Source organism: Dyella sp. SYSU CM1112 (genome assembly GCF_058216415.1).
The window spans coordinates 38,027-64,271 of sequence record NZ_JBZEGI010000015.1; the positions used below are offsets into that span (position 1 = coordinate 38,027).

The 26,245-nt window shown below is 61.3% G+C and carries 21 protein-coding genes; 2 read left to right on the forward strand and 19 right to left on the reverse strand.

Features of this window, described 5'->3' with window-relative positions; genetic code table 11:
* Nucleotides 1–18 precede the first annotated feature (18 nt).
* From AC4HNJ_RS17940 to AC4HNJ_RS18015, 16 genes are all read right to left on the reverse strand, one after another.
* A complete protein-coding gene (locus AC4HNJ_RS17940; protein WP_490480974.1) occupies nucleotides 19–3,948 on the reverse strand; it encodes a type VI secretion system protein in 3,930 nt (1,309 codons plus the stop codon).
* Between the two features lie 38 nt (nucleotides 3,949–3,986).
* Nucleotides 3,987–4,742, reverse strand: coding sequence for a DotU family type IV/VI secretion system protein (locus AC4HNJ_RS17945; RefSeq protein WP_490480975.1), 756 nt, complete (start codon nucleotides 4,740–4,742; stop codon nucleotides 3,987–3,989).
* 3 nt (nucleotides 4,743–4,745) lie between these two features.
* Nucleotides 4,746–6,164: a type VI secretion system baseplate subunit TssK gene (tssK, locus tag AC4HNJ_RS17950; protein WP_490480976.1), complete on the reverse strand. Its 1,419-nt coding sequence runs from the start codon at nucleotides 6,162–6,164 to the stop codon at nucleotides 4,746–4,748.
* 9 nt (nucleotides 6,165–6,173) lie between these two features.
* Nucleotides 6,174–6,656 (reverse strand): hypothetical protein, encoded by a 483-nt coding sequence (locus AC4HNJ_RS17955; RefSeq protein WP_490480977.1) that lies wholly within the window; start codon nucleotides 6,654–6,656, stop codon nucleotides 6,174–6,176.
* On the reverse strand, nucleotides 6,656–7,087 hold the full coding sequence (locus AC4HNJ_RS17960) for a DUF4150 domain-containing protein (protein ID WP_490480978.1): 432 nt from the start codon (nucleotides 7,085–7,087) through the stop codon (nucleotides 6,656–6,658). Before AC4HNJ_RS17960 ends, AC4HNJ_RS17955 begins: the two co-directional genes overlap by 1 nt.
* Nucleotides 7,062–7,610 (reverse strand): DUF3540 domain-containing protein, encoded by a 549-nt coding sequence (locus AC4HNJ_RS17965; RefSeq protein WP_490480979.1) that lies wholly within the window; start codon nucleotides 7,608–7,610, stop codon nucleotides 7,062–7,064. The genes AC4HNJ_RS17960 and AC4HNJ_RS17965 overlap by 26 nt, the downstream gene beginning before the upstream one ends.
* Complete coding sequence (locus AC4HNJ_RS17970; protein WP_490480980.1) at nucleotides 7,610–8,677, reverse strand: pentapeptide repeat-containing protein; 1,068 nt, start codon at nucleotides 8,675–8,677, stop codon at nucleotides 7,610–7,612. Before AC4HNJ_RS17970 ends, AC4HNJ_RS17965 begins: the two co-directional genes overlap by 1 nt.
* A complete protein-coding gene (locus AC4HNJ_RS17975; protein ID WP_490480981.1) occupies nucleotides 8,674–11,265 on the reverse strand; it encodes a DUF2169 domain-containing protein in 2,592 nt (863 codons plus the stop codon). Before AC4HNJ_RS17975 ends, AC4HNJ_RS17970 begins: the two co-directional genes overlap by 4 nt.
* Before the next feature lie 7 nt (nucleotides 11,266–11,272).
* The gene (locus tag AC4HNJ_RS17980; RefSeq protein WP_490480982.1) at nucleotides 11,273–13,855 is read right to left on the reverse strand and encodes a contractile injection system protein, VgrG/Pvc8 family; all 2,583 of its coding nucleotides are present in this window, start codon (nucleotides 13,853–13,855) and stop codon (nucleotides 11,273–11,275) included.
* Nucleotides 13,852–14,985 carry a type VI secretion system baseplate subunit TssG gene (gene tssG, locus AC4HNJ_RS17985; RefSeq protein WP_490480983.1) on the reverse strand — a complete coding sequence of 378 codons (1,134 nt, stop codon included), beginning with the start codon at nucleotides 14,983–14,985 and terminating at the stop codon, nucleotides 13,852–13,854. Before tssG ends, AC4HNJ_RS17980 begins: the two co-directional genes overlap by 4 nt.
* Complete coding sequence (tssF, locus tag AC4HNJ_RS17990; RefSeq protein WP_490480984.1) at nucleotides 14,949–16,772, reverse strand: type VI secretion system baseplate subunit TssF; 1,824 nt, start codon at nucleotides 16,770–16,772, stop codon at nucleotides 14,949–14,951. The genes tssG and tssF overlap by 37 nt, the downstream gene beginning before the upstream one ends.
* Entirely contained in the window at nucleotides 16,769–17,137 is a 369-nt protein-coding gene (locus AC4HNJ_RS17995; protein WP_490480985.1) for a hypothetical protein, read from the reverse strand. Before AC4HNJ_RS17995 ends, tssF begins: the two co-directional genes overlap by 4 nt.
* Before the next feature lie 57 nt (nucleotides 17,138–17,194).
* Nucleotides 17,195–17,761 carry an Hcp family type VI secretion system effector gene (locus tag AC4HNJ_RS18000; protein WP_490480986.1) on the reverse strand — a complete coding sequence of 189 codons (567 nt, stop codon included), beginning with the start codon at nucleotides 17,759–17,761 and terminating at the stop codon, nucleotides 17,195–17,197.
* A 39-nt stretch (nucleotides 17,762–17,800) separates the two neighbouring features.
* Nucleotides 17,801–20,164, reverse strand: a complete 2,364-nt coding sequence (gene tssC, locus AC4HNJ_RS18005) for a type VI secretion system contractile sheath large subunit (protein ID WP_490480987.1) — start codon at nucleotides 20,162–20,164, stop codon at nucleotides 17,801–17,803.
* Between the two features lie 454 nt (nucleotides 20,165–20,618).
* Complete coding sequence (locus tag AC4HNJ_RS18010; RefSeq protein ID WP_490480988.1) at nucleotides 20,619–20,858, reverse strand: hypothetical protein; 240 nt, start codon at nucleotides 20,856–20,858, stop codon at nucleotides 20,619–20,621.
* A gap of 22 nt (nucleotides 20,859–20,880) precedes the next feature.
* Nucleotides 20,881–21,879: a sigma-54 interaction domain-containing protein gene (locus tag AC4HNJ_RS18015; RefSeq protein ID WP_490480989.1), complete on the reverse strand. Its 999-nt coding sequence runs from the start codon at nucleotides 21,877–21,879 to the stop codon at nucleotides 20,881–20,883.
* Between the two features lie 232 nt (nucleotides 21,880–22,111).
* Between AC4HNJ_RS18015 and AC4HNJ_RS18020 the strand changes: the two genes are divergently transcribed.
* On the forward strand, nucleotides 22,112–22,681 hold the full coding sequence (locus AC4HNJ_RS18020) for an SPOR domain-containing protein (RefSeq protein ID WP_490480990.1): 570 nt from the start codon (nucleotides 22,112–22,114) through the stop codon (nucleotides 22,679–22,681).
* Here AC4HNJ_RS18020 and AC4HNJ_RS18025 read toward each other — a convergent pair.
* Nucleotides 22,661–22,987: a 7(1) septoil knot domain-containing protein gene (locus AC4HNJ_RS18025; protein WP_490480991.1), complete on the reverse strand. Its 327-nt coding sequence runs from the start codon at nucleotides 22,985–22,987 to the stop codon at nucleotides 22,661–22,663. The genes AC4HNJ_RS18020 and AC4HNJ_RS18025 overlap by 21 nt on opposite strands.
* A 37-nt stretch (nucleotides 22,988–23,024) precedes the next feature.
* On the opposite strand from AC4HNJ_RS18025, the gene AC4HNJ_RS18030 reads away from it, so the two are divergent.
* Complete coding sequence (locus AC4HNJ_RS18030; RefSeq protein ID WP_490480992.1) at nucleotides 23,025–23,438, forward strand: hypothetical protein; 414 nt, start codon at nucleotides 23,025–23,027, stop codon at nucleotides 23,436–23,438.
* 167 nt (nucleotides 23,439–23,605) lie between these two features.
* On the opposite strand, the gene recJ is transcribed toward AC4HNJ_RS18030, so the two are convergent.
* Together recJ and AC4HNJ_RS18040 are read right to left on the reverse strand one after the other, a co-directional pair.
* Entirely contained in the window at nucleotides 23,606–25,363 is a 1,758-nt protein-coding gene (recJ, locus tag AC4HNJ_RS18035; protein WP_490480993.1) for a single-stranded-DNA-specific exonuclease RecJ, read from the reverse strand.
* A complete protein-coding gene (locus tag AC4HNJ_RS18040; protein ID WP_490480994.1) occupies nucleotides 25,324–26,244 on the reverse strand; it encodes a phosphoglycerate mutase in 921 nt (306 codons plus the stop codon). Before AC4HNJ_RS18040 ends, recJ begins: the two co-directional genes overlap by 40 nt.
* Between the last annotated feature and the right edge of the window lies 1 nt (nucleotide 26,245).

Below are 26,245 nucleotides of genomic sequence, written 5' to 3' on the forward strand. Positions count from 1 at the left end.
ATAGCTCCTGAGTCGCGATCACCACAGCACCGGGGCGGCGCGCGGGAATGCAGGTACGGTTAGCGGGACGACGGCTTTGCTCGACGGATCGACGGACGACAGCGTCATCGTGAGATACAACTGCGCCTTCTCAGTAGGCCGTTGCCCATTGGACGCGGCAGGTCCGGCCAACACCGGCAGTTGGAACCGCAACAACTGTTGATTCGGATTCAGTGCATCCGTCGAGGTGGTACCCGACCTGTGTTGGTCCAGCAGGCGCAGCAATGCCCACGCGCCACCGGCCTGATACTCGGCTTGATAGCCGTTGACGGTGAGATCGGGCTGGCTGGCATCGGGCAACGGCGTGTAGCGCGATAAATCAGCCCATTGCAGATCCAGCGAGACCGGCTGGCCAATACCCCACGAAAGTGGCGTCGCATGGCCCGGCCACGACACTGCGTTGTCACCGGCATGCAGCGTCCACGCAATCAACTGATTACTGATGGGCGAACTCGCCGGCAATGCGCGGAACCCGACATCGACCGTGAACGGCGCGCTTTGCGGCGTGGCCAGCAAATTACCTGCAAAGAAGGCCTCCGCCGTATCAAGCTGGCCGATGAATGCCTTCATTTGCGCAGCCTTGCCGCCCGTGGCGGTCTTCAGCCACGTTTCGAGTTCGGGCTTTTCCTTGTCGTAATAAACAAAGAATGCCTTCACCACGGCAGGGGACACATCGCTGGAATCAGCCGGACCAAAGGGATAATGGCCGGCAAGCTGGCTGTTGAACAGCATGCCGATACGAATGTAATGCAGATTCGAATCCGCCTCGCCACTGCCGGCGCACGCCGCCTTGGCCATCTGCAGCACACCCAGGCGACGATCCGAAAACAAATCATTATCCGGCGCCGGCGACGCGTAGCTGTTGAGAAGGCCGTTGCAGTTCGCGTAACTCATCGCAGACAGCTGCTTGAGGAAAAAATCATTGAGCTGCGCGACCTGCCCGGCCGGATCGGCAAACTGCACCGCCCGATTGAGCTCGTCGATGGTCTTGCCCCAGTAGTCGTCGGTCTGCGTGTTCAACCGATGGCTGTTATTGACACCCGTCGTTTGCTTCAACAGCGTGACGAACGGTGCCGCATAACCGGCGAGCACTTGCACGCGCATAAGCTGGCGATCCAGATATGCCTGCAGCACCGGGGTCGTACCCAGATCGAAAATCGTGCCGGCATCGTCGGTCGCTCCCTGTTGCACCGGTGGATCGTAGAGATGGCTGGAGGACGCCAGATCCGACACGTTCAACAACGCACTGGATGCATAGTTCTGCGCGCATTGACCTACTTCATTGGCCAGCTCGTCAAAACCGAACTGGCGGATTTGCCGCAACGACTGCACCAGCGGCCCGACCGCTGCCGATGCGTTCGCGCTTTCCGAGGAAAGCTGACGATCGAGCTGCGAGGTGGCATCCAGCCCGGCATCCAACGCCTCGCTCAGACGAATGCGTTGATTGCGTGCCAAGGCGTCCTGCAAGGCATAGCCAAGTTGAAGGCGCGCGAGCTTGTCATACAGTGGATCGTCGGTCTGCAAGGCATCGGCTGGAAGATTTTGCTGGCCGACAAAGACCTGGTATTGGCGCAAATCAGCCAGCACTGAATCAAAGGTGCTGGCGCGCCATCCACCCGCGGCACCGTTGCAGCTATAGGTTTGGGGCGACTCGATGCTCATGAAGCTGACATCGGCCAAGGCTTTCAGCCCGGTCGCCTCGCCATTGGGGGCCGGACCACCTCCAGCCGGTTTGGCGCCCGGCGTATTGCTGAGATACGGCGTCAGCACCGACGCCCGCAAGCTATCTTCCGCAGGCTGATAGCACTGCGCGGTGCTGAAATACTGCAAGGTGTTTTCCAGGTCCGGACTGTAGTGATGGTCGTGGACCAAGATGGTGATGCCCGGTTTGATCTCGTTGCTCATCTGCACGCAGAGATTGTCGTCGGCGGTCGACAACAACCACTCGCTGCGAACCCAGCCCAGCCAATCGTTGAAGTTACGCAAAGGCGGCAGCAGCGGCGGCTTGCCCTGCTGCAAGGTCGCCAGCAAGGTCACACCGGAACCCGCGCTGCGCAGCAGATCGTCCCTGGCCTGCTTCGCCATGCGATCGAACTGTTGCGAGAGCCGTTCGTGCAATGCGTCCGAGATGTATGGCACATCATCGAACGTGGCCGGGATCAACGCGTCGGACAAGGCGCTGTCTGCCTTCAGCGCGTCCGAGGGCAACTTGGCGCCGTAGACGTATTCGCACAGTGCCGCGAATTCCTGCAGCAATTTGCGCCGCTCCGCCTGCAATCCCGGCTGCGCTATGGCGGCGAAACGGTTGAGGTTTTTTTCCAGTGCGTCCAGATCCGCCAATTGCTGTTTCAACTGCGCCTGGTCGCTGGCATAGGCCGCGCCGGGCGACGACTGCGGAGCGACGCTCAAGCTCGCCACGCCGAGCGCTGCGATGCGCTGCTGCAATTTGCAGGCAATCGAGGGAAATACCACGCTCTCCAACGCATTCTTCGACACTACGTCCGTGATGCCGTGATGGATGCGCCGATCGACCCAGGACAAGGGAATGGCGAGATAACTGGTGTTCTGATCCAGCGCGGCAACCTGCGTGATGAGCCGGTAAACACGCCCCTGATCGAGGCAACTATGCTGACTCAGCGTGCGGCTGCTGATGCCGATGTCGATGATGGTATCGCGCAGCGCGGCGGCATGCTTGTTCACCTGGGTGGCTGACCACGGTAGTGCGACAGCTAACGACGCAGCACCTGCCACAAGCCCGATCTGCAGGCGGCGTATCAGCCGATTGCGCGCGAGCAGGCCCTTCTGGGTGCGTTGTGCCAGGCGTTGCTCCGCAAACACTTTGTCGCGCAATAATCCCGCTACAAACGCGATATCCTTGCGCGGTGCTTTATCGGCATCCGGGTTTGCCTTGGCGCCTATCACGCCGGTGAAATACACGCCGCGGCAAAACGCACGCGTTTCATAGACGTTGGGCTTGAATACGATGCTCAGGAAGTTGCGCACCGGCACCTGCAACGTGCGCATGTATTGCGGAAACAGGAAGAAGTCGTCGACCTGCTGGATCTCGTCCTTGCTGGTAGCGGCCTCCAGCACCAGCGCGCGCAAACCTTCAATAACCTTGCTGAAAGCCTTGTCGACCCACTCAGCCGGCAAGCCGTTGTCGTCGATGCTGGGACTCGACCACCCCGCCATCTGTGTGCACAGGCCAGGGTTCTGCGCGTTCCAGAATGCGTTGAACCCCTGCACGGCATCGCACTGGCTGATTACCACGTAAACCGGCAGCGCATACGCGAATGCATCCTGCAGTTCATGCAAGCGTGTAAAGGCGTGACGCCCCAAGGCGGCCAGCTCTACCTCGGTGGCGGCCAGCAATCGCGCGGCGGATACCACCCATACGATGCCGTCCAGCGCACGGTCTGGACGCAGGCTATCGATATCGCCAAGCAAGGCCGGCCATCGCGGGTCTGCCTTGCCCACCGGCTCGCCGATCGACGCCTTCGGATCGATCAGGATGCCTTTTTCCAGGAAATGCCAGTCGGAAGCGGGCGCCGCTTTGCGCAAATACGCCTCCTGTTTCGCATCGCGCCGTTGCAACATGCGCAACAGTTCTTCGGGAATGGATGCAGCGATACTGCTTTTGCCATCCCCCGGAAACCCCATCAGCAATAGCCAGGAACTGCGATAACGCCAGTCTTTGCGTGCCAGGACATAGCGCACGCCACGATCCAATGTCTGGTAAGCGCTCCGTACCGCATCGCGCAGATTGACCCATCGCCAACGCTTGGCCGGTGCCGCCGCGGCGGCCGATGCCGGCGTCGCCTTGGCCTGACGCGCGCGCCATAGCAGCCACAGCAGCGCCGCGAAAACGACCAGTGCGAGCACGAGAACGATGGCGAAAGCAGACACCATGGCGTGCTATGTCCTCGCTCGATCGTGCCGATGCCGACTCATGCCGCACCGCCGATGGCACCGAGCAGCGACCAGGTGAGCAGCAGCCATACCACCGACGACACGATCAGGTAGGCGATCGCGCCATAAGCCACCGCGCGCAACCACGGAGCCAGGGCCACGCGCGTATTGTCCCGATCAGATACCACCGTGTACTCATAAGCCTGCGGAAACATCTGTTCCTGTGCGCCACCCAGCTTGTGCCCGCTCGCCAAGGGATAGAGTTTGTTGCGGTAGTCGCGCAGCGCATCGGCACGCCCTCGATACATGCCCTGGAAACCCAGTTGCAGGGCCAGCAAAAGCACCGCGGCAAAATCGCTGTCCAGCTGGGTACGATCGCGCGTATCGATCAACTGCTGCACATAGTCGAAGAAACGGCGTCCGGCGATGCGGGTGCGAAAGATGGCGTATTCCAGCAAGTGCTCCGGCCAATGCTCCGCCGCCGGCCAGGGCAGGTTGAGGATGAAAATCTCGTCGGCGAGCACCAGCATCACGTAACGCGTGCGCCGGAACGCCTCCTCTTCCGCGTCGGAGGTGATAGTGATTTTGCGCGTCTGCCGATCGAGCACCTCCAGCAGGCGCTTGGACACCCGTTCGGCCAGCTCGTGTGCATCCACTTGCACATGCGGCGCTTCGGGCTGTAACAAGCGCACCAGTTCGCCCTTGTCCGACGCCAGCTTGATGCGCGCCACTTCCTCGTAGAAGCGAGCAAAGTAGCTCAACAGCGAGGTGCGGCCGGCGTCGACGGAAGGCATCGCTCACTCCGTTCCGTTGCGGTTGGCGCGTGACGGATTGCGCGGCAGGTACAGCGTGATCGCAGCAGGCACGTTGTCGTCAGGCTCGCCGAGAATCACCAGGGTGCGCGCCTCGGCGATCAGCGGACGCGAGGTATCGGCACTCACATCGATGCTGCCATTGCTGACTTCGTAGACGTATGCACCGGGCCGCAAATTCAGCGCCGTAACGGTGGTTGCGCTGGCCGGTTTCACGCGCGCACCCGGAAAACGCCGGCGCACCAGTACATAGATCAACTCTTCGGTCGCGATATGGGCGCTATCCAGCCAGCGGCCCAGCGTGGCGCCATCCTGCCCGGCACGCGGCGTCAGCTCGATCAGCAAGCTATCGGTGGAAATGCCCTGCGGAAGCAGGCAACGGAAACCGGACGCGCCCACTTGCTCGAAATCGAGGATGGTGTAATCCGCGTTCAGCCGGTCCAGCTGATCACGCACATAATCGATGGCAAGCTGGAACTGCGGCATGCATTGGTTGTGCTCGTAGGTTTTCATCGCAGGCGGCTGCGGTGCACCCGGCGTTGCCGCGACAAATCCCACCAGTTCCGATAGCGCCACATAAAGATGATAAGGATGCGCCACGCCCGATTGCAGCAGCACATCGAAGCGAGGCAAACCCATCACGAGATGACGTGCAGCGATGATCTGTGCATTGGCGCCATTGTCGTAACGCGGCTCGCCGCGTTCATCCGCGCGGATACCGAGCAGTTCGCGGTATTTCTTCCATAGCGCCTCGGACAGATCTTTCAACATGCGTTGCAATGAGGCATCGCCCTGAAAGCCCGAGGCATCCACGCGCAACATCGGCGGGTGGTAGTCGGTGAGATGCACGCCGCGCGAATCGCCACGCAATTCCAGCAGCGGAAACGAGCAGTAGCATTTGGCGACCGAGCTGCCCGCCACCAGGCTCATCTTGGGGCGCAGCCGGTCAATGGGAATGTCATCCTTGCCGGTGTTTTCGTCGGCTTCCAGATTGCCGCGCTCGGTGGTGTAACGCTGCATATCGCCGATATTGCTGGCAGCCCCCTTGCCGCGGATCGGTACGCGCAACTGCACCAGCACACGCGGCTCGGCCGTCCAATCGTGCTTGGACAGATCGAGCGACAGCTCCTGCGGCAGAAAATGGCCGGGATAATCGATCAGTAGTCCATCGTTCATCACGCAGCGAAGGCGTTCGAAGACCACCCTGCCCTTGATCAGTTCGGTGGCGCTCACCGCCAGATCCAACACGCCCCAGCAAAATGGCTGCAGCACCGACATCTGGTAGTGCAGCATGGTGCTCCAATAGATGTCGTTCTGCTGGAAGTGCTGCGGCGACAGCAGCATGCCTTCGGACCACGAGATGGCCTCGGGCAGCAAGGGCGAGTTGTCGACGATGGCGCTCATGATTCGGGCCTACTGTTCGGTGATGGTGATTTGCGTGGGTGCCAGCCAGATCACGGCATGACGGAAAAGGGTGATATCGCTGCGCGCCTGGCCGCCGGGTGCGAGATAGTTGGCGAATGCATACACGGCGATGGCATCGCCCGCGCGCTTGGGCAGCTTGACGGGATCGACCACCGTCGCCGGCGGCACTTGCAGCGACACCACGTCAACGGTCTTGCCCAGCGCGTTCTGCAGCGACGTCTTCTGCGCAAACCACTCCGGCCCGGTCTTGGGCAACATCGCCGTGCTGCTCTTGTCGTAGACGAACACCAGGTCCAACGCCGTGGCGGAATTGAGATTGGCGCCCGGCGGTGCCGCCACGCGCAGGCTTTTGATGCTCGTGGTGGGCGTATGCCATGGCATCAGACTGGAAATCGCGCTGCAACCGGCAAGCATCAGCCATGCGCAGGTCAGCGCCACGTAGCAAGCGAAGCGGGCAAGTGATGTACGCATCAACTGAACACCATCACAGTGACCTGGGCCGGTGTCAGCGAAATGCCCGGTGCATTCGGCAGCAATCCGTTCTGTCCCACCAGGCCGAGCATGTGGGTGCAGGGAATGCAGCCCATGAACACTTTGAAGCTACCCAGCAAGGAACGGAACTGGCCCATGATCAGATGCGAGACCACGCCGCCTTCGGCGCCGGCCTGGTCGCCATTGCTGATCGCACCGATGGTGACGAGATTTTCTCCAAGGCCGCCACCGACGATAACCTCGAACTGCGCCGGAATATCCGTGAACGACAAGGCAATATTCGGAAAGGGAATAGGCACGGGCACGCCCAGCACCGGCACGAAACACACGTCCGGAAATCCGAGATCAAGCACGCCCAGGTTGGTATTCACGAACATGGCGATGTCAACCCAGGCTGATGCGCTCGGCATCGATCTTGGCGTCCTGCTTGGCGGTGACGATGACCTGCTCGCCATGCAGCCGCAGCAACTGCTTCGCATCGAGCAGGAACTGCTCCACCTGCCCGATGTAGCTGCGCGCGATGTGCACCATCGATTCGGCGGCGCTGGCAAACAGGTGGGAAGCGGTCAACGACAACGGTCCGCGCACGGCCGTAAGTGCCATCTCGCCACCTGCGCGCAACGCTATGGTTTCGGTGGCGGAGACATCAACGCTGCCCTGGCAGATGGAAAGCTTCTCCGCTCCCGGCACCGACAACGTGGCCTGTGAACGATCCTGGCGCATCAGCACGTGCAATACATAACGACTGTCGTCCGCCATGCAGACCAGCAACACGCGATCGCCTGCTTGCGGTGTGACCAGACAGGACGTGGCTTGTCGCGCCGAACGTCCATCCTCCAGGCGCCATTCGTCATCGCCCAGCGCTGCATGGATCACCGCCTCGGACAGTTGAGGCGTCTGACGGAAAACATTTCGTCGGCTGGTTGCAAACATCACTGCATCTCCATGGAAAGTGAGCGCGCTTCGGCGGCCAGGCGCGCGGATGAGGTGCCACGCAAACGGGTACGCCTCGCCCCGCTCATGTCCACCTGAAAAAAACGAGTGTTGTGCTGGCTGCCCTGGGTGAGATCCGCGCGGCGCAAATCGATGCCCTCGCCATTCGCGTGATCGAAGCGCGCATAGCGCAGGTCGGCGCCGGCCAGGTCGACGCTCGTCATGCGACTGTGATCCCATACGCTGCCGCTGGCTTTCGCACCAGGCAGTCGCACGCGGGTCAACGATGCGCCCTGGAAAATGGTGCCCTCGCAGGTCATCGCATCCGCATTTACGTCTTCCCAGGTCGCGTCAAGCATCAGTGCGCGCGAACAGTCCGCCCCTTGCAGTGCCGTGCGGACAAAACGTGCCTGCCGGCAATTCGCCTCGCGCATGTCGACACCGCGCAGATCGGCGTCCACGAAGCTCGCTCCTTCGAGCAGGCAACGATGCAAGCGCACCGAACGCAGATCCATGCCGTCGAAACATGCCTTGCGCAAAACGGCGGTCTGCGCGATCAAGCCTTCAAGGCGCAGGACTCGAAAATCGACATCGATGCATACCGACTGATCCAGGGTGGCTCGTTCGAAGTTGGCGCCATCGAGCTTGCATTGCGAGAGGGCCGTGCGATGCCACGTGGTGTCGGCCAGACAGGCGCCACGCCAATCACATTGGGTGATCGCACTCATGGATACGGTGCTGCCTGCGCCCTGGCTCTCTTGCAGGATGCAGTCTGTGAGTGCCGACTGTGTCAAGTTGGCGCCGGCCCAGATCGCACCGCGTAGATCGCAGCGCGTGAAGCTGCACCCCTCCAGTACGGCACTGCGCAGATCGGCACCGCGCAGGTCGCTATCGACGAAGGTCACGGCTTGCAGACGGCTATGGCCCAATGGTGCGGCTTGCCAGCTGACACGGCTCAGCACCAGCTTGTCGATGGTGCGTCCGCTGCCGTCCAGCCCGGCCAGATCCACGCCGTGCACGGGGCGCCCCAGCCGCTGCAGATGCTCGATGTCCTGCCACTGGATCATTCGCCCAGCCTCCTGCCCGGCTCGATGCGGATGCCATCCAGCCGTGCGTGCTCGAAGCGTGCTTCCGTGCATTCGGCTTGCATGAAGTTGGCGCCACACAGATCCGCGTCGCTGAAATCGGCACGGCGACACATGGCCTGGAAGAAATCCGCCGATTCGGCGTGACAGGCGGTGAGCACGCCGCCCATGAACAGCGACCGGTAAAACAGCGTGCGCTCCAGCACGGCCTGATGCAGACAGGTGCCGCTGAAATCGCACTCGCGGAATTCACCATCGGTGAGCTGGGCATCCGTCAGTGTCGCGTCGCGCCAGCTGCTATGCGTGGCGCTCATCCGGCGCAAATCGGCACGGCTCCAATCCGCGCCGCCGCCTGCTTGCACGCGACTCCAGGCAGCGCTCGTCCAGCGGCTGTCGCTGAGACGGCACTCCATCAGCACGCAACGGCTCAACGCGGCCTCATTCCACTCGCTATCGACCAGGCTGGATCCAAGCGCGACCGTATGCCGCCACACCGAATGCGACCAGCGACTGCCATCTGCCTTGGCGTGCAGCAACACGCAGTCACTGAGCGTGGTGTGTTCCAGGTTCGCGCCTTCGAGCACGATGTTGGGAGCTACCCATTGTTCGAACCGCGCACCGGCGAGATCCGCCTGGCGCCAATCCGATTCGCCGGCTTGCACACTGCAGAAGCTCGCACCGCGAAACACGGCGCGATGGGCACGCGTCTGGGAAAGATTGGCGCCATCGAAACGTGCCGACGTGCAATCGGCTTCGTCCATGTTGGCGCCGGTGAGGGCGACCTCGCTCAGGTCCGCGCCATCCAGCTGCGCGCCGCTGAGATCAGAAGCTTCCAGCAGTGCGCCGCGCAGGTCCGCACCAGACAGCGCGGCGCCACGCAAGTTGGCGCCGGCCAGATCACAGCCATGCAACGAACCGCCTTCGCGCACGCGCAACAGGATCCATTGTCCGATCGCGGCGGCCGCTTCCGGAGAAAGGGGCGGCACCGGCGCAGTGGCTGTCGGTGCGGCAAGGCGTGCGCGCCGCTGCAGATCTTTCAGCGATTCAATTGAAGGCGCCGGCTGTGCGGGCGACACAGGAAGTGCCTTGAATGCATCCATGGTGGCGTCGTGGCCGGCCGCGCGCGCCAGCGCCTGATCCGGCGTCTGCGCTGCGGGCATCGGTGCCGAGGGCAATTGGGCCAGTTGCGCAGCAGCCTCCTTGCGTAGTGTTTCCGCCTGCTCTTTGACAGCCGTCGCGGCACGCTCGGCGCTATCGAGCAAGGGACCTAGCTCGAAGTCGCCACGCTTCACGGCGGCAGCGGATGGCACCGCCAGCGGCGGCGGGGCCGACGGCGGCAAAGGGGTGCTTGGTGGCATGCCACCCGAGGATTCGAATTCGGCGGCCATGGCGGCATCGCGTGCAGCACGCGCTGCTTGCCGCTGTTCGTGTTCGTGCTGGTCTTCCTGATTGCGCGCCGCGCGTAGGGCTGCGCTCGGCTCGGGAGTCAGTGGCGCTTCGTTGAAGACGTGCCGCACGGCCGTGTCGCGATTCAGGCGCAGGGCGAGCACTTCGCCGTAATGCGAGAGCGGGCGAGGCGCATCCGCAGCATGTTCGTAAGCCACCATCAGCGCTTCGACATCCAGTGCAAGACTGTCTTGCACGGTGACTTCGCCGCGATGAATCGCTATGCCGAGTTCCACGTCCGGGAAGAACCAAACCGTGTCGAACGCAAGCGAGACCTCCTCGATCGCATCGGCCGGAGCTTCCTTGCGATGTACGAAAGCACGCGGACGCATTTCCGGCAGCCAGCCTTCGATCGCCGGCAGGTTGGGATGCATGCCTTCGATGCGATAAGCCTCGCCACCTTCGAAATAGCCCTCCACGCGCTGATCCAGCGGCGCCGCGTTGAAGAACTCGGGATGCGTGTTGTCGGCCAGGCCGGGCATCGCTTGTGCTCGCCAGCGGCGGCCGTAGGTACCGATCCATTTACGGCGCGGCAGCCAACCTACGTCGAGCGCACCCAAGCCTGCCGGTGCATAGCGGCGATACGGACGACGCACCGGACACGCCGGATCTTCCACATTGGGCATGTGGCCACGATTGCGCCCGAAGAAAGCAGCCCATGGATGACGTGCATAACCGCGCCCATCTGGATTTCCGGAATGTCCTTCCCCGCCGAACGCGCGCTCCCAGGTCAGCGGCATGCGAATGAACGGCACCGGCTCGGTGATCTGCAACAGGGGCAGCAAGCCGTACATCCATTCGCGATCACCGATGACGTGCAAATGTTTATCGATCGAGCCCACTTGCAAGCGCACCGCTTGCTCGGTCACCGCCAACCCGTGTGAAGCGTAAGCACTACCGGCAACCAATACTTCGCCGCGCGCCTTGGGCATCAGTTCATCCAATGGACGACCCGGCGGCAACGCGGCCATCACCTTGCGCCACTGCAGGTTGTCGCGCAGCAACACATCGGCGCGACCGCCCAGCGTGAAGAAGCTTAGCGTGGCGACCAGCAACCGATCCCGCCCTTGCCAGCGGTAGGGGCGATGCATCAGGCCCAAGGTCATGGGTTTGATGATTTTCATGCGCGCCTCATACGTAGATGTAGATCACTGGAATGGAAATACTGACGCCCACGATGTCCGTCGAAGCACGGGCGGCAGCAATCGTCACGGAAACACCGCTACCGGTCAGGTCCACGCTGGTGGAACTGCCGTGCATGCCGATACGCGTTTCGCTGCCGGTGACGCTGATCTCGGTGGAATCGCCCGTCACCGACAGTCCAGTGCTGCTGCCAGTGATGCTCATGCGGGTCGTGCTGCCGACGATGCTCATGTCCGTGCTTTCGCCGGTGAGACTAATCTGCGACGACGCACCGGTCAGCGAGATGCCTGTATTGGAACCGGTCAGGCTGATTTGCGAATTGACGCCGGTCAACGAGGTGTTGTCGCTGCTGCCGGTGACTGCCACCGACTCGGAAATACCGGTGACCGACGTGGCGTCGGACGACGCCGTCACCGACACGTCCTGGCGTACGCCGGTCATCGACACCTGCGTCGCCAGCCCCACCACCGACATACCGTCGCTCGCGCCGGTAAACGACTGCGAACTCGTCAAGCCGATGGTGTCCTGGCTATTGTTCAGGCCAACCGTACTGACATTGCTCTGCTGGTTGGTGGAAGACTGGCCTTTCACGATGTTCTGGGTGGAAATCCGCGTGCTCGTTCCCGTTACCGTGTCTTCGCTATAGGTATCGCCGATGGTCGAATAACTGGTGCTCGTGCCTATCGTGCTCTTGCTCCATACCTCCTTGCCTTCGTGCGTGCTGTAGTTGCAGCCGAAGGAATCGGAGCGGCTGAGCAATCCATCGGGCCCGTTTTCGGACGTGGCATAGCTGTAGCTTCCGCCTTGCGAATAGCTGGTGTCCCGATACTGGCCGGATTCGTACGTGGACGACACGATGCCGACCGCGCGATCGAGGTCGTAGGCGGACGTGCGGCCGAAGCGGATGCTCTGTCCGTCGCCATACGACGTGGAGTAATTGCTGCCCACGTGCGTGTTGGCGGTCCAACCCGATGGCGTCACCACCAGGCTGCCGTTGGCCTGGATGATTTGCTGCACTTCGGGCAGCTCGGATTCGTCATTGGCGCGCGCGACCAGCACGGTGACCCCGATCTCCGGCACCGTCTGCATGCTCGCGGAAAGCTTCACCCATACCGGCTTGGTCGGCGAACCCGGACTGGAGAACTGTACATAAACACCTTTCGCCATCAGGTCCTGCGGCGTGGCATCCGCATCGCGCAGGCGATTGGATTCCGGATCGAAATTGCTCGGCTCGTAATAGCGCCAATCGGTGGGCCCCTGCCCGGCGATATCGACGACCTTGGCCAGCACCGCGCCCTGCTGCGTGTCTTGCACCGAGAAGGCGGTGAGCATGCTGCCCGCATCGGTCGCTTCGAAGCTGTTGGTATAGCCGCCATCCGCGCTGGCCTTGTGCTGCACCTTGCTCAGTACGAAAGGCTTGCCTTCCAGCGAGGGCTGCACCGGCGAGGGATGAACATCTTTCGCCATATTGCCGTTGAGCGTGAACTGGTAACCGACACGCAATCCCGTACACGTGCTGCTTCCGCTGAGCTGTTCCGAAGAAGCTGCCATGCACGAAGCGGTGTTCCGCACATAGGCGCGAACGGTGGCGCTGCTCATGCCGTACTGATACGTGCGGTACTGATTGAACGGCAGCTCGCCGGGATCGGCCGGCGTAAACGAACCAAAGGTCTGATAAGTGGCGACCGGGTCCTGCTCGAAGGCGTTTTCCTGATGCACGAAAACGCCGTTGACGCCGGTGCTGCTCAAGGTCTGCTGATAGCTGTACTGGAACACGACATCGTTTTGATGCATGCCCAGCTCTTCGATCGTGGTGTGCGTATAGCGTAAGGGACGACCGCCGAAAGCCTTGGGATAGGCCGGCCGATTGCCAAACACTACGGTATGGCTGTTGCCGGTGTGCCTGACGTAGTAATAGATGTGCGCCTTCGTCATCATGCGGCGCAGGAATTCATAATCACTCTCGCCCGCCTGCAGCCAGTCCTGCACGCGCGCGACGGCAATGTTGTCGTCGCCGGACACGGCATCCAATGAATAATCGATGTAGTGCGCGCGCATCAGGCTGGCGATCACGTCGCGCACATTCATCTGCGCATGGATGTAGTAGCGATTGGTCAGCGTGAGTTTCCACAGGGCCGGTTTCATGCCGAGGCGATAGACGCCGGGCTCATCCATGGCGAAAGACGTAACCAGTCCGTTGTAGAGCGTCAGGTTGGGTGCGCTGCCTGTGTGCAAGGCCTGCATGAAACGCACCGTCGCATCGGGTTTGTCCTGCACGCTCGGATCGTTGACGCCCACCGTTACCGGCCGGCCGATCACCGCATCGAAATTCAAGACGCGCCCGTTGTTCGGCGACGTGTTGCCACGCAGTTGCAAGGTGTAGTCGAACGGTTCGGAAACCGATTCCTGGCCTTCGAACGAGAGCAGGCGGAAGGTTTCGTCACTGAGCCATTGGTTGCCGGCGAGGAAGATGCCGCAATGCAGAAACAGCAAAGGCGAACTGGATTCACCTTGCTTGCCGATCGGCTTGACCGCGGTGCGCCCGGCGGTGTTGTCCATGACTGCGCTCATGCGGCCTCCACCACGTCATCCATGCCGATCGTGAAACGCACCTGCCTCGGTGCATCCGGCTGTCCGCTAAGCCATGCGGTCTGGCCCAGGCGCAAACCGTGGCTGCTGCCGAAGCCGGCGATACGGCGCGGGCGCCACAACATGGAGGGAGGAATGCCCTTTTCCTCAACCGCGATCGTCACCACGACATCGACATGCCGATCGAACAGGTAATGCACCATGGCCGCCAGGCCAACGTAGGCATTGCCGAAACGCGCGTCGTGCACACCTTCGTCGAGGCGCGCCCGGTCGGCCAATAACGCGCACAGGCGGTGGTAGTCCACCGGACCGACGTGCAAACCCACCGCCGCATGATTGACCCACAACCGGCGCCCTAACGGCGCCGTGTCGGCAAGACGTCGCTGCCCGAGCAAGGTGCGATCACGCGACTCGATATCACGCCATGCACCGATCAGTTCCTGCACGCGCACCGAAGCACGCAAATAGATGCCCAGCACGATGGCGGCTTGCGCCGCGCTCTTGCGCCCGTCACCGACCAAACCGCACAGCGCCAGCAACGCACGCTTGGGGATCGGCACGCGCCGCGCCAGGATGCGTGCGCCTTCGCCTTCGAAGGCCGTCAGGCCCATCAGCGCACCGGCCGCTTCCGCATAGCGCGTATATTCCGGGCGCAAGGCATCGAAAGCAGGCACGCTGGCCGCTTTGAGTTCGTAGCGCAGCGTACTGATGCGGTGATTGAAGATGTCGAGAAATTCGGCCATGGCTGGATCACGCTCGGCCATGCGCTGACGCACCCACTCCGCGAAGCTGTCGGGCAACGGCCCGAGCACGCCGGACAGCACGAAGTTGGAGACGAACAATTCGATGCGCGGATCGGTCGACGCTTTGCGCTTCACCGTGCGCAAGCGGCCTGCAGAAATCTCGCTGCCCGGAAACGCCGGCGACAATTCGCCACGAAAACGCAGGCGCGCACCGACCTGGCGCACGCCATGTACGGTCAACTCATGCGTGACCGTGTTGCGCGCCGGCCAGGAAGCCAGGCGCACCCATTGGAAGAAGTCGAAACTCGCCGGCCGTTTGCGCAAGCGGCTGGCTAGAGGTTCACCTGTGCGCCAGTCAGCGGTTCCCATGATTTAAGCTCTCCCCTTCGATCGGACGATTCGAGAATCAGTTCAACGACGGTATTCACCTCCGCATACAAGGCCAGAAAGTGGTGCAGCACGCTGCCGAACAGCACTGCGCTGCCGCCTTCGAAATGCCCTAGATCCACCTGCACGCGCACCTGCAGACAATCCACGAAACCGCGCCACGCTTCGCGTCGCGGCATGCGTTTTTGGATGCGCCGCGCATTCAAGGCCTGGATACCATCGATCTGCCGATAACCGGTGACGCTGGCCGGTCCAACGTGCAGGCGCAACATGTTCTTCAGCACCGGTGGCCCATGCGTGGTGCTGACCAAGGAAAGATGGTTGAGGCACAACTGCGAAACGAGCGCCCATGGACGATCGCCCACCATTTGCGGTGGCTGGTTTGGCGTGGGCTTGCTGGCCACCTTGAGCGCCGTCACCGGCCCGGCACCTTCCAGATAAAGCACGCTGCCGATCAGCAATTGGGATGGCAGTCGCCGGTTGGTGCACAGTGCTGTACCACCGATCATTTCCTCGGCCGGCTGCACGACATCAAATTCCGGGTCAAGGAAAGACACATACGTTTCGGTACCGTGCACCGCACCGGTCTGGTTGACTTCGCGCCGGGTGGCGTAGAAATAGTCCAGCTTGTCGATCTGCTGGAAATCATCCAGCGAAAAATACGGTGCAATCGGGCGCGGGCTGCGGTCTGGCCGAATCGACAGCAGCTCTTGCATGCTGTAGATCTCGCAGAAGCGATGATGCTGCTCGTCGCCGATCACACGATATTCGTAATGCTGCTGATCCAGCACGAACGGCTCGATGCGCTGCGGATAAAGATTGATCAGCGGCAGGCAGTTCAAGCGCAGCAATTCCCGGTCCAGGTTGTTGCTCTTGGATGGCGGGATGTCGAGCAGGAAGAGCAACTCGAAATCGCTGTCGATGCCGCTGAGATCGAAACCTGCCACTTCGAAGAACAGGAATTTCTGCGGAAAGGCGAAATATTCCTGCACCAGCCGATAACCCGGATGCGTGAGCGGATTGACCCCCAGCATCGCCTCTTCCGGTTTGAAACCACACCAGCTCAGCTGCGAGGCATCCAGATAACGCAGCTCGCCGGTTTGCGGAATGCGCACGGCCATGCGGACCAGATGCGTAGTCAGCGCGTCGTAAAGTGCGTAGGCCTGTTTGTGTTCGGCGTTGATGCAGAACCGCAGGAACGGCATTTTCAACGCGTGAATCGGATCCTTGCCCATGCCAGTGATGGTGGCGCGCACGATGGAAAGCGTTCGCGTATCACCAGGGTCCAGCGGATAGGCGTTGGCGGCAATCGTCGTCAGCTCAGTGATCTTCAGCGGCCACAGCGGCGTGGCGTAGCAGGTACGAAAACGGCACCGTACATGCTGGCCCACGTCATTGGTCGCGATCGCGTAGACATAGCGTCCGCGGTCCAGCGTGGCGCCGTGCACGAAGTTGGCGCCATCCGGGCGCACTTCGATTTCGCCGATCAGCATCGACGGCAGCGGTGCTTCCAGATGCGGATAAAGCAGGCCAAGCAAGGCATTCGGCAATACCGCCTGGTCGACTTCCAGCTGATAGCGCAAGCGTCCCGCCAGCCAGGCGAACGATTCCATCAACATCTCGACGTGCGGATCGCTGCTGCGGCCCCCGCTGAGTTCAAGGGTCTTGGCAATCGCCGGAAATGAAGCGCCGAACGTCACCGCCTCGCTGCGCAGCGAAGCCAGCTCTTGCTCGAACCACATCTTCAGCCGTGGCGCATCGCTGTTCATGCAACCTCATCCGGGCACGGCAGCTCGAAGCGAAACACGCTGGGTTCGCTGTCCTCTTTCAGCATGCCGTGCACGATCAGGGTACGAGGGCGCAAGGCCTTTCCCGTGGGCCACCATTCCAGGCGCACGTCATGCAGGCGTGGTTCGTAACGGGCGATCGCGTCGGCAAGCTTGGCGCCGTAACGCTCATGGTCGACCATGCCGATACCGAACTCGACGATGTTCGGCATGCCGAAATCGCAGACGCTGATGCCGCGGCCACCCACGTATGGGCGGCATTCGACAATGCGCTGTATCTGCGCTGCCACCGCCGACGCCAGGTCGAACGGTGGTTCTTGGCCCATCTCTGGGTCCGTACGGTTCACCAACCGCTCCATCAGGAATTGCACACACCACCTCCCCCAGCTGGAGCTCGTTGTTGCTTACGACGTGAACTGACCGATCGGTCGGTTGCGCGCGATACTCCAGCCAGCCGCCATGTTGCCGGCCGTACCCATGTCGGCCTGCTGCACGGTGTACGTCCACAGCACTTCGGTGAAGTTGAGCTTGAACTGCTCTGTGGGCATGTCATCCGGATTGGACTGGAACTGGATCTCGCTGATGATCGCGTCGCGCAGTTCGATGGTCAGGATGTTGGCGGTCTTGTCGCCCGAGTTGCGTGCGATGTAGATCTTGGTCGGCTGTTTGTCGCCCTTGCCCAACGGCTGTGCGCGCAAGCAATACTCATAGAATTTCACTGAGGTCTTGTCGACGTACTTCACGCAGGTGAACTCGGTGATGATCGGGCGTCCCGACGTACGCGCCGAGTTGCTCACGTCAGTAGTGATTTGCTGTTTCATGCCCTGGTGCACCGACACCAGTTCCAGGCACTGCCCCAGCTTCAGCACTTCATCGCGCCAGGTGTCGTCGATCAGGCTGCCGCCGCCTTTCCAGCCGTTCGCGCCACCGAAAACGGAGGAGTCGCCGGGTTGCAAGAGAATCAGATCCATGTTCGTTCCTCGGGTGAGATCAAAGAGTGCGGCGCGCGCTTAGCCTGCTGGCAGATCCGCTACCAGGCGAATCGACGTGGTCAGCTCTTCGAGCTGGAAGTGCGGCTTGATGAACACCGTCGCCTTGTACGAACCCGGCGATCCGGGTACGTCGGTGACGGTGATCTGCGCCGCGCGCAAGGGATAGCTGGCCTTCACTTCTTGTGACGCGTTGTCGTCCAGCAGCACGTATTGGGCAATCCAGGTATTGAGGAAAGCCTCGACGTTGCCGCGCGTGAGGAAGGCACCGATCTTCTTGCGCATGAGCACTTTGATGTAATGCGCGAAACGCGAAGCGGCCAGGATGTAGGGAAGCATCGCGGAGAGCTTGGCGTTGGCGTTGGCCTCATCGCTGATGTACTGGCGCGGCGAGTTGGTGGTCTGTCCGCCGAAGAACGCGGCCTGCCCGGTGCCTTTGCAGTTGCACAGTGCAATGAAGCCCAGGTCGTTGAGCTCTTTTTCGCGCCGGTCGGTAATCGACACTTCCGTGGGGCAGATCATGTTCACCAGGTCGGCATCGTCGCGATAGGTATAGACGGGAAGCCCGTCCACCAGCCCACCGCCCTCCACGCCACGAATCGCCGCCGTCCAGTGGTAGATGGCGAACGCGTTGGTGATGCGCTCAGCCATCACATAAGCGGCATTGCCCCACAGGAAAGCGCCGTGATCCGGACCGTTGTCGCCAGTCACGGTTTCCTCGTATTTGATGCCTTCGGCGGGACGCGAATCCTTCCCGTAGGGCAAGCGCAGCAGTACATGCGGCAAGGCCAAGGCGACATAGCGGGAATCCTCGCTGCCACGGAATTCCACCCACTGCGCCATCTCCGGTGATTCGAACAACTGGCTGAGATCACGCGGCTTGGCGAGCTTGTCGAAACCATCCAGGCCAAACAAGCCCGGAGCAGCCGCCGCAATGAAAGGCGCATGCGCAGACGCCGCCACCTTGGTGATATTGCTGAGCAGCGACATGTGGTTCGGTGAGTGATCGAACTCGTAGCCACCTAGCAGCAAGCTGTAGGGTAAGCCGCCATAGGTGCCGAATTCGGCCTCGTAAATCATCTTGAAGATGCAGCTTTGATCGAAGTCCGCCGCCTTCTCCAATTCCTTGCGCAGATCATCCATGCTGGCATTGAACACACGCAGCTTGAGCAGCGTGCCGGTTTCCGTACGCGACACCACGTAGAACAAGCCGCGCCAGGTCGCTTCCAGTTCCTGGAAATTCTTGGCATGCATGACGGCGTCGAGCTGCTTGCCGATCTGTGTATCGATACCGCCCGCGCGCTCATCGATCAGACCATTGGCGCCCAACGCGACATTAGTCAGATCCTTGTTGCTCATCGGCACAATGATCTCGTTGGCGAAACGTCCCACCAGGCGGCGCGCTTTGGAAAGCGGATCGATGGAGAGGAAAGCCTGCTGGCGATCCCCCGCCGCCTTGGCGGTGCTGTCGGCCAATTCTTTCGCAGCACTCGCCTGCGCAGTGGCAAGCAGCAATGCGTTATTGGCATCGTCCGAGGCCTGCTTGGCCTTGGCCACCGCAGCATTGGCGTCGGCAATCGCCTTGTCACCGGAAGCATTCTTTGCGGCGTCATTCGCGGCAGCCAATGCGGCGGTCGCATCCGTTGCGGCCTTCTGGGCGGTAGTCAATGCGGTAGCCGCGTTGTCGGAAGCGGTCTTGGCATTGGCGGCGGCTGTCTGCGCTGCATCGGCCGCTGCCTTGGCAGCGGTAGCCGCATCGGTATTACCGGCCATCTGCGCAACCAGCAACGTGACCAGCGCCGTCGGCGTCTGCGCACCGGCAGGTGTCTGCACGGGTGTGTCGGATACATTGATCGCAACACTGTTCCAGTCGGCAGGCACATCGGTCGGGAAAGATTGCTTGAGCGCACCCAAGGCATCCGCATCGGCGATCGATGCGTCCAGCAACGCCGCCAAGGAGTCGTTGCATTCGGCCATCGATTGCAACCCACGCAAATCCCCGCGCGCATCGAAACGCTGCTTGAGACTAGGCACGGCATTGACGATGGCAAGTGGCTCGAAATCCGCCAGGCACGTGAACTGCAGCGTGCCCTGCAGCTTCTTGCTACCGCCCGCGATCAAATCGGGAATCGCATTGAGTTTGATCGTGGGCGTGCTCTCGGCAAGGATCTTGTCGAACGACTCGCCATCGATGTCGCGCATGCGTCGATCTTTCAACGCCGGCAACGCGCTCGCATCAAGTTCGCCGGAGAGATTGGCAAACATGCCGACGATGAACGGAAGCTCGATCTTCTCGGCCGAACCGCCGGTTTCCACGTCATAAGTGATGCGCACGCGCGGCGGCCGCACACGCAATAGCTTCTGTTGAATGCTTTCGACTGTCATGAACTGGCCTCATGGATGTGGCGGCGCAAAACCGCTGCCGCGTGCGTTTACGTTTCACCACAATCAAAAGGCGTGCCATACGCAAAGAATATTGATTTCCTTACATATCTCGCCAAGCGCGTCGCGCGCATGCTCGACAAGCGTGTATTTTTTCTCACACCATGTCGCCGTGATTGCACGAAGCGCTTTACGAAATGTACGGACGCAAGTGGTTGATCGATCAGTTCGACGCGTGCGGTAAGACGATGCATGCACGCGCAAAGACCGCTCCGTGCAAGAACTCACCCAGTGTGCAAAATACGCCACACCTAAACCGTACCGATTGATAAAGATGCATGGAGACGGCGCAGAAAAATTCGTCATCGCGTCGCAATGGCGACGCAAGATTCAGGACAAATGCAAAATTTCAGATGAGCACGAGGCGATGTGCCGTCATGCAAGATGAACTCGCAGATCAAATGCGATCGGAGGCGTCAAGCCGCCATATCACCCGGCCGCCTGTTTGGCGACTGTGCACAGCCCCTTCGGTTTCCAAAAGTTCCAGCGCTTGGGCGATGAGGTCACGCGGAGGATGGATGCCGCGGGGACGCAGCCACCATTGTTCGATGCCTTCGATGGTGTCGGCGCACGCCGGGTTGGCGGAAAGAAACTCCATGATCGCGTCGGCGACAGCACGCACGGAGTAGCCGGTCACGATAGGAGCCTCGCAGTAGCCTTTAGCGTTCGCTGGAATCTTGCTCCTGTTCGGTCGCGAACGCGACCCGGTATTTGCTGACCAGCTTGCTGAAGGCGCTGCGGTCCTGGCCGGCCAGGCGGGCTGCGCGGGAAATGTTGCCATGTGCACGTGCCATGGCCGAGGCAACGTAGTGTCGCTCGAAATCAGCAATGGCCGATGCCTTGGCCTGCTTGAAGGGCGCCTCGTAACGGTCATCGCCGGGATGAGGTGCGGCCATATCCGAAGGCAGCGCGGCGTTGAGGATCTCGTCTTCGCACAACAGGTACTCGCGCTGCACGAAATGCTCCAGCTCGCGAATATTTCCTGGCCAGCTGTATCGACGGAAAGCCACCAGCAGCTCTGGGTGAAAGCGCTTGGACACCGTGCGACCACGGTAATCCCGGTTGAGGCGGTCGAGGAATGCTTGCGCGAGTTCGATGACATCGTCGCCACGTTCGCGCAAGGGCGGCATGACCAGCGGCATGACCTTGAGCCGGTAAAGCAGATCTCGCCTGAAGTGACGGCCTTTGACCAGTTCTTCCAGGTTGGCATTGCTGGCTGCGATCAGCCGTACGTTGGTCTGGCGGGTCTGCGTTCCGCCCACGCGGCGATACGTGCCGTCCTGGAGGAAGCGTAATAACGATGCCTGCGCTTTCATGGACAGGGTGTCGATCTCATCGAGGAAGAGCGTACCGCCTTCGGCTTCGCTGATAAGTCCAGGTGCTGCCTGCCTGGCGTCGGTAAATGCACCGCGCTCATGGCCGAACAATTCGCTTTCAACCAGCGAATCGGCCAATGCGCCGCAGTTGACCGGAATGAACGGCCGCGTTGCCCGTGCGCTGAGATAATGCACGGCACGAGCGCCAAGCTCCTTGCCGGTACCCGTCTCGCCGCCAATCAGCACGGTGACATCGAATTTTGCGATCCGTCGAATCTGCGTGACGACGTGTGCGAATTGCACCGAGGTACCAAGCAGATTGGATTCCAGATGATCGCTCATGCACTACCCCCCGTTGATGACGGAAGGCGGCAATGCGTTGCCGATGGACACTGGAGCGGCCCCTGGCAGATCAATCGCAGAATCCCTCTGAAACTGCATCTGCTTCCCCCCGGTCGGGGACTGTAGCCCTCCTTGCTCAACCATAGCAATATGGCGAACGCATGTGACACATTGCCATGTGGCAATGACATAGCGTACACATTTGTTGTGCTACCGGAGCTGGTCCGACTATATGTTCGCGAAGTTCGGATTCGTATTGCTGATTCTGTTGTTCGGCACACTCGCCTTTATGGCCGGTGCCATGGCGCCGGATACGTGGCGGCATGCCATGAGCACGGCTGCCGATCGGTGGGTGACGGCCGTGCGTGAACTTGTCACGACGGCACATCCGAGCGAATCGCTTGCTGTCACAAAAAAGACATCAACGCCTGCCACAACATCACCCGCTGCCGCGGCTAGCGCAGCACCTCCCTTGCAGATGGGTGCCTTGACGATCAAGGCATCGGTAGGCGCGCCGGCACCGGCAGCCGGGCAACCTGCCTACGCCATTCAACTGGGGCAGTACGTCACCAGCGATGAGGCGGCCATGGCTGCGAAGCGATTCCAGGCCCTAGGCGTGGGTCTGCCTTTCACGCAGGTCGCCGTGGTCGATGAAAAAAACCAGGCGTGGACGATTTTGGCTGCCGGCCAATTCACCACACCTTCCGCTGCGCAGCAGGCCGCGAATCGCGTGCAAAGCTCGCTCAATCTCGACACCCTTCCGGTGATCAAGCTGCCGCCGTCAACTAAACCCGCGTCGTGAAGCAAAGCAACCTTTTCGTGCGCGCGACGGATCGCGCCAGCCGGTTTCGCCATAGCTGTCGACAAAACAAACCAGCACCTGCGCTTCGCCGATGCTGCCGAAATAGACCCAGCAGGTGGCGTCGTTCCGGTCACGCGTGATAAACCAGCGCGCATCGCCCTGCGCCATGCCCCAGCTGTCCACGCGACGCACCCAGATATCCGCTTGCCCGCGATTCTGGACGAGGGCGACGCGTATATCCGCCTCTCCCATGTTCTGCACTTGATAAATACGCGCCATGCGGATCACCATCGCTATCTGTTGCATGCCGTGACCAATGGACGAGATCAGCGAGGCACGCGTTATGAAAAAATCAAACGGTTTTGGCGGACGCGGACCGTATGAGCGAATCAGTCTGCTCAAACTTCCAGGTGCCGGACGTCTGACGCTCGGGCAGTCCGAGCCGGTTACGGATGATCGGCGCGCACGTGCCGTGGCGCAATGGGGCCTTCCGGATGCATCGCCGCGCAAGACGCAACTGGCCACCATCGACACTCCGCTTCCGGCGCGCGTGCAAACCGCACTTTCGTATCGCATCGATCCGGATGTGAGCCAGCAGCTTCGCGGTGGCCCAAGTCCCTCTCCCACGTCACGTCGCGCCGCCGAGCAAGTCGTGCAGGCAACGATCGTGATCGATGGCGGGTTATCGGATTCACCAACCTGTGTGGAGGAGCGTGGCGCAGGCGCCATGCACGTCCCGCATCCATCAAAAAAATAGCGCCATGGCGCATGCACGCCGCACCGCTCCGGAGGTTGACCGGGAGCTGTTTACACTATTGGCGTGGCTCGCGCTGTGAGCTGTTTGCGCGCCAGATAAAGATAGCGCGAAGGCGTGTACGTCGGTACACGATTGAGCGATGACGCGGCATGGCGGGCAGACAGGCCCTAGATTGCTTCGATATGGCGTAGGAGAAGTCGCGGCGATTCCCTGCCTTGCCAGTCATTGATGGTCAACTCGAAAGCGGCGTGCAATCGCGCGGGGGGCGGCTGTCCATCATAGGCATTGAACATGACGGCGTCATGGGTTCCTCCATCGCGAGGATCGCGCAAACTCAAGCGCAGGTGTCGCTCGCCCATCGGACGCCAGGTGCCGCACTCAAACACGTTATCGAATATCGGCTCCGGGAAGGACTGACCCCAGGGCGCGGCAAACCTCAGGGTTCGCGCCATGTCCAGCGTAAACAGTCCGGCGGGCAGTTCTCCGTCGGTGTATAGCACTGCCTGCAGCTGTTCTTCGTTCAACCACTCTCGCGCGATGGCATCAAAGGCATCGGCGAATAATGCGTAATGTTCGGCGCGCAAACTCAGGCCTGCTGCCATGGCATGGCCGCCGAAGCGTTCGATGAGACCAGGATGGCGCGCATCGATCGCGGCGAGCGCGTCGCGTATATGAAAGCCAGGTATCGAACGCGCTGAGCCACGCAACTGTTTGGTGTCGTCTTCACTGGCGGGCGCAAAGGCGATGACAGGACGATGCAGGCGTTCCTTCAACTTGGAGGCGACCAAGCCCACCAACCCCGCATGCCAGCCTGGTTCAAATAAGGTGACGCCGATCGCACGCAGCTCGACGGCTGTTGCTGCTGTCACCATGGTTTCCGCCTCGGCAACCATGGTCGCCTGCAGATCGCGCCGCTCCTGATTGATGGTACTCAGCCAGTCGGCGTAGCGGCGCGCTTCGGCGGAATCATCCGTGAGCAGGCATTCCACGCCCACCCGCATATCTTCAAGCCGGCCCGCTGCATTGAGGCGTGGTCCGACGGCATAAGCCAAATCGCTCGTACACACGGTTTCAATGCTTCGTTGGCTGGCTTCGATCAGCGCGACGATGCCTGCACACCCGCGACGGCTGCGCAGGCGTTTCATGCCTGCCTCGACCAGAATGCGATTGTTGAAATCGAGCGGAACCAGATCGGCAACCGTTCCGAGTGCGACCAGATCCAGCAAGTTCGACAGATCGGGTTCGGCGTTGGACGCGAAGCCACCCTGCTCTCGCAGATGGGCGCGCAACGCCAGCAGCACGTAGAACATCACGCCTACGCCGGCAAGGGCCTTGCTGGGAAAGCCATCGCCGTGCAGGTTCGGATTCACGATGGCATCGGCGTCCGGCAAACGCTCACCGGGCAGATGATGATCGGTGATGATCACCCGCATGCCACGCGCCTGCGCCGCCGCTACACCGGCTACGCCGGCGATGCCATTGTCAACAGTGACGATGAGTTGAGCGTGTGACGGCAATGAAGCCACCAGCTCCGGCGTGAGGCCATAACCGTGCACGAATCGATGGGGTACCACGTATTCCACGCGGCGCGCGCCCAACTGCCGCAGACCGCGTACGGCCACCGCCGTACCGGTGGCGCCGTCGCAATCGTAGTCCCCGGCAATGACAATCGAAGCGTCGTCGCGAATCGCTTGTGCCAACAGCGCGACCGCTTGTTGCATGCCGCCCAGATGCTGCGGCGACAGCAGATGATTCAAACGATGCTGAGCCTGCTCAGGACTAAACACCCCGCGCGCGGCGTAGATGCGTTGCAAAACAGGATGCAGGGTTTCGCCCCAACCCATTGGCTCGCGCAGCAGCGGGCGGCGCTTCAACATCAAGGCGCTCACCCGCTGTTCCTTCGCCAGAAACGCAATCGATGCCATGGATGGTGCAACCAGCGCTCCCCGCTGGCGAAAGCGTATAGCACCGCATGTTGGCGGGATAGCGCTTGCAGCGATGTCCACCAGCGGGAGGCGATCTCGTCGGACGTTTGATCCTGCAGGTCGATCAACCAACCTCGTTGCACTGTATCGGCCCATGCGCTTTCGCGTGATTGCGCGGGAATGCCCGCGCGTCGCGCAAGTGCGAGCAACAGAACGTCCTCTCCCAGCACGCCGTTTACGTGCGCAGTAACGCGAGGCGGCAACGAGCCCCCACCCCAGAACCATAGACTGTTGATCGGTGGCAAGCCGTGTTGGCGACGCGTCACATTGACGGGATGCTGGTGCAGCAGCACTTGCACTTCGTTCAATAGCACGCGCCAGCGACGGCCATGCGCTCCCTCAGGCAAGTGCTCGTACAAATCGGCCCCGAGTGCTTGCTCGGGCGCGGCAAAGTCAGGGAACGTACTTTGCAAGGGCAACCGCAGTTGCCAGCGATCGGGCGAAGCGATGTCCAGGGACATGCCTTCTTCTGCAAAGATCGGACGCAAAGGTTCGGCAAGACCCTGGGCATCATCCATGCTCAACTGCATGTGGCCGCATGCCATCAGGCGCGCACCGGTGAGATCCGGTTGTACCCACGCAGGATCGGCGGCAAGCCACGAAAACCCCTCTGCATCGCCTGCCAGATAGTCGCGCACCAAGGCCGCCGCAGGCACGGCATCACCGCCGCATTCAAAATAGGAGGCCAGCCCCCCCAGATAGCCTTGTGCACTATCAGGAAGACGATCGGCCCGCCGCAGCAAAAGGCGCAGAGGATGCGCCGGATCGAAACGCTGCAACGCGGGCAACCAGCATGTCAGTGCGAGCGGATGAGCATGCATG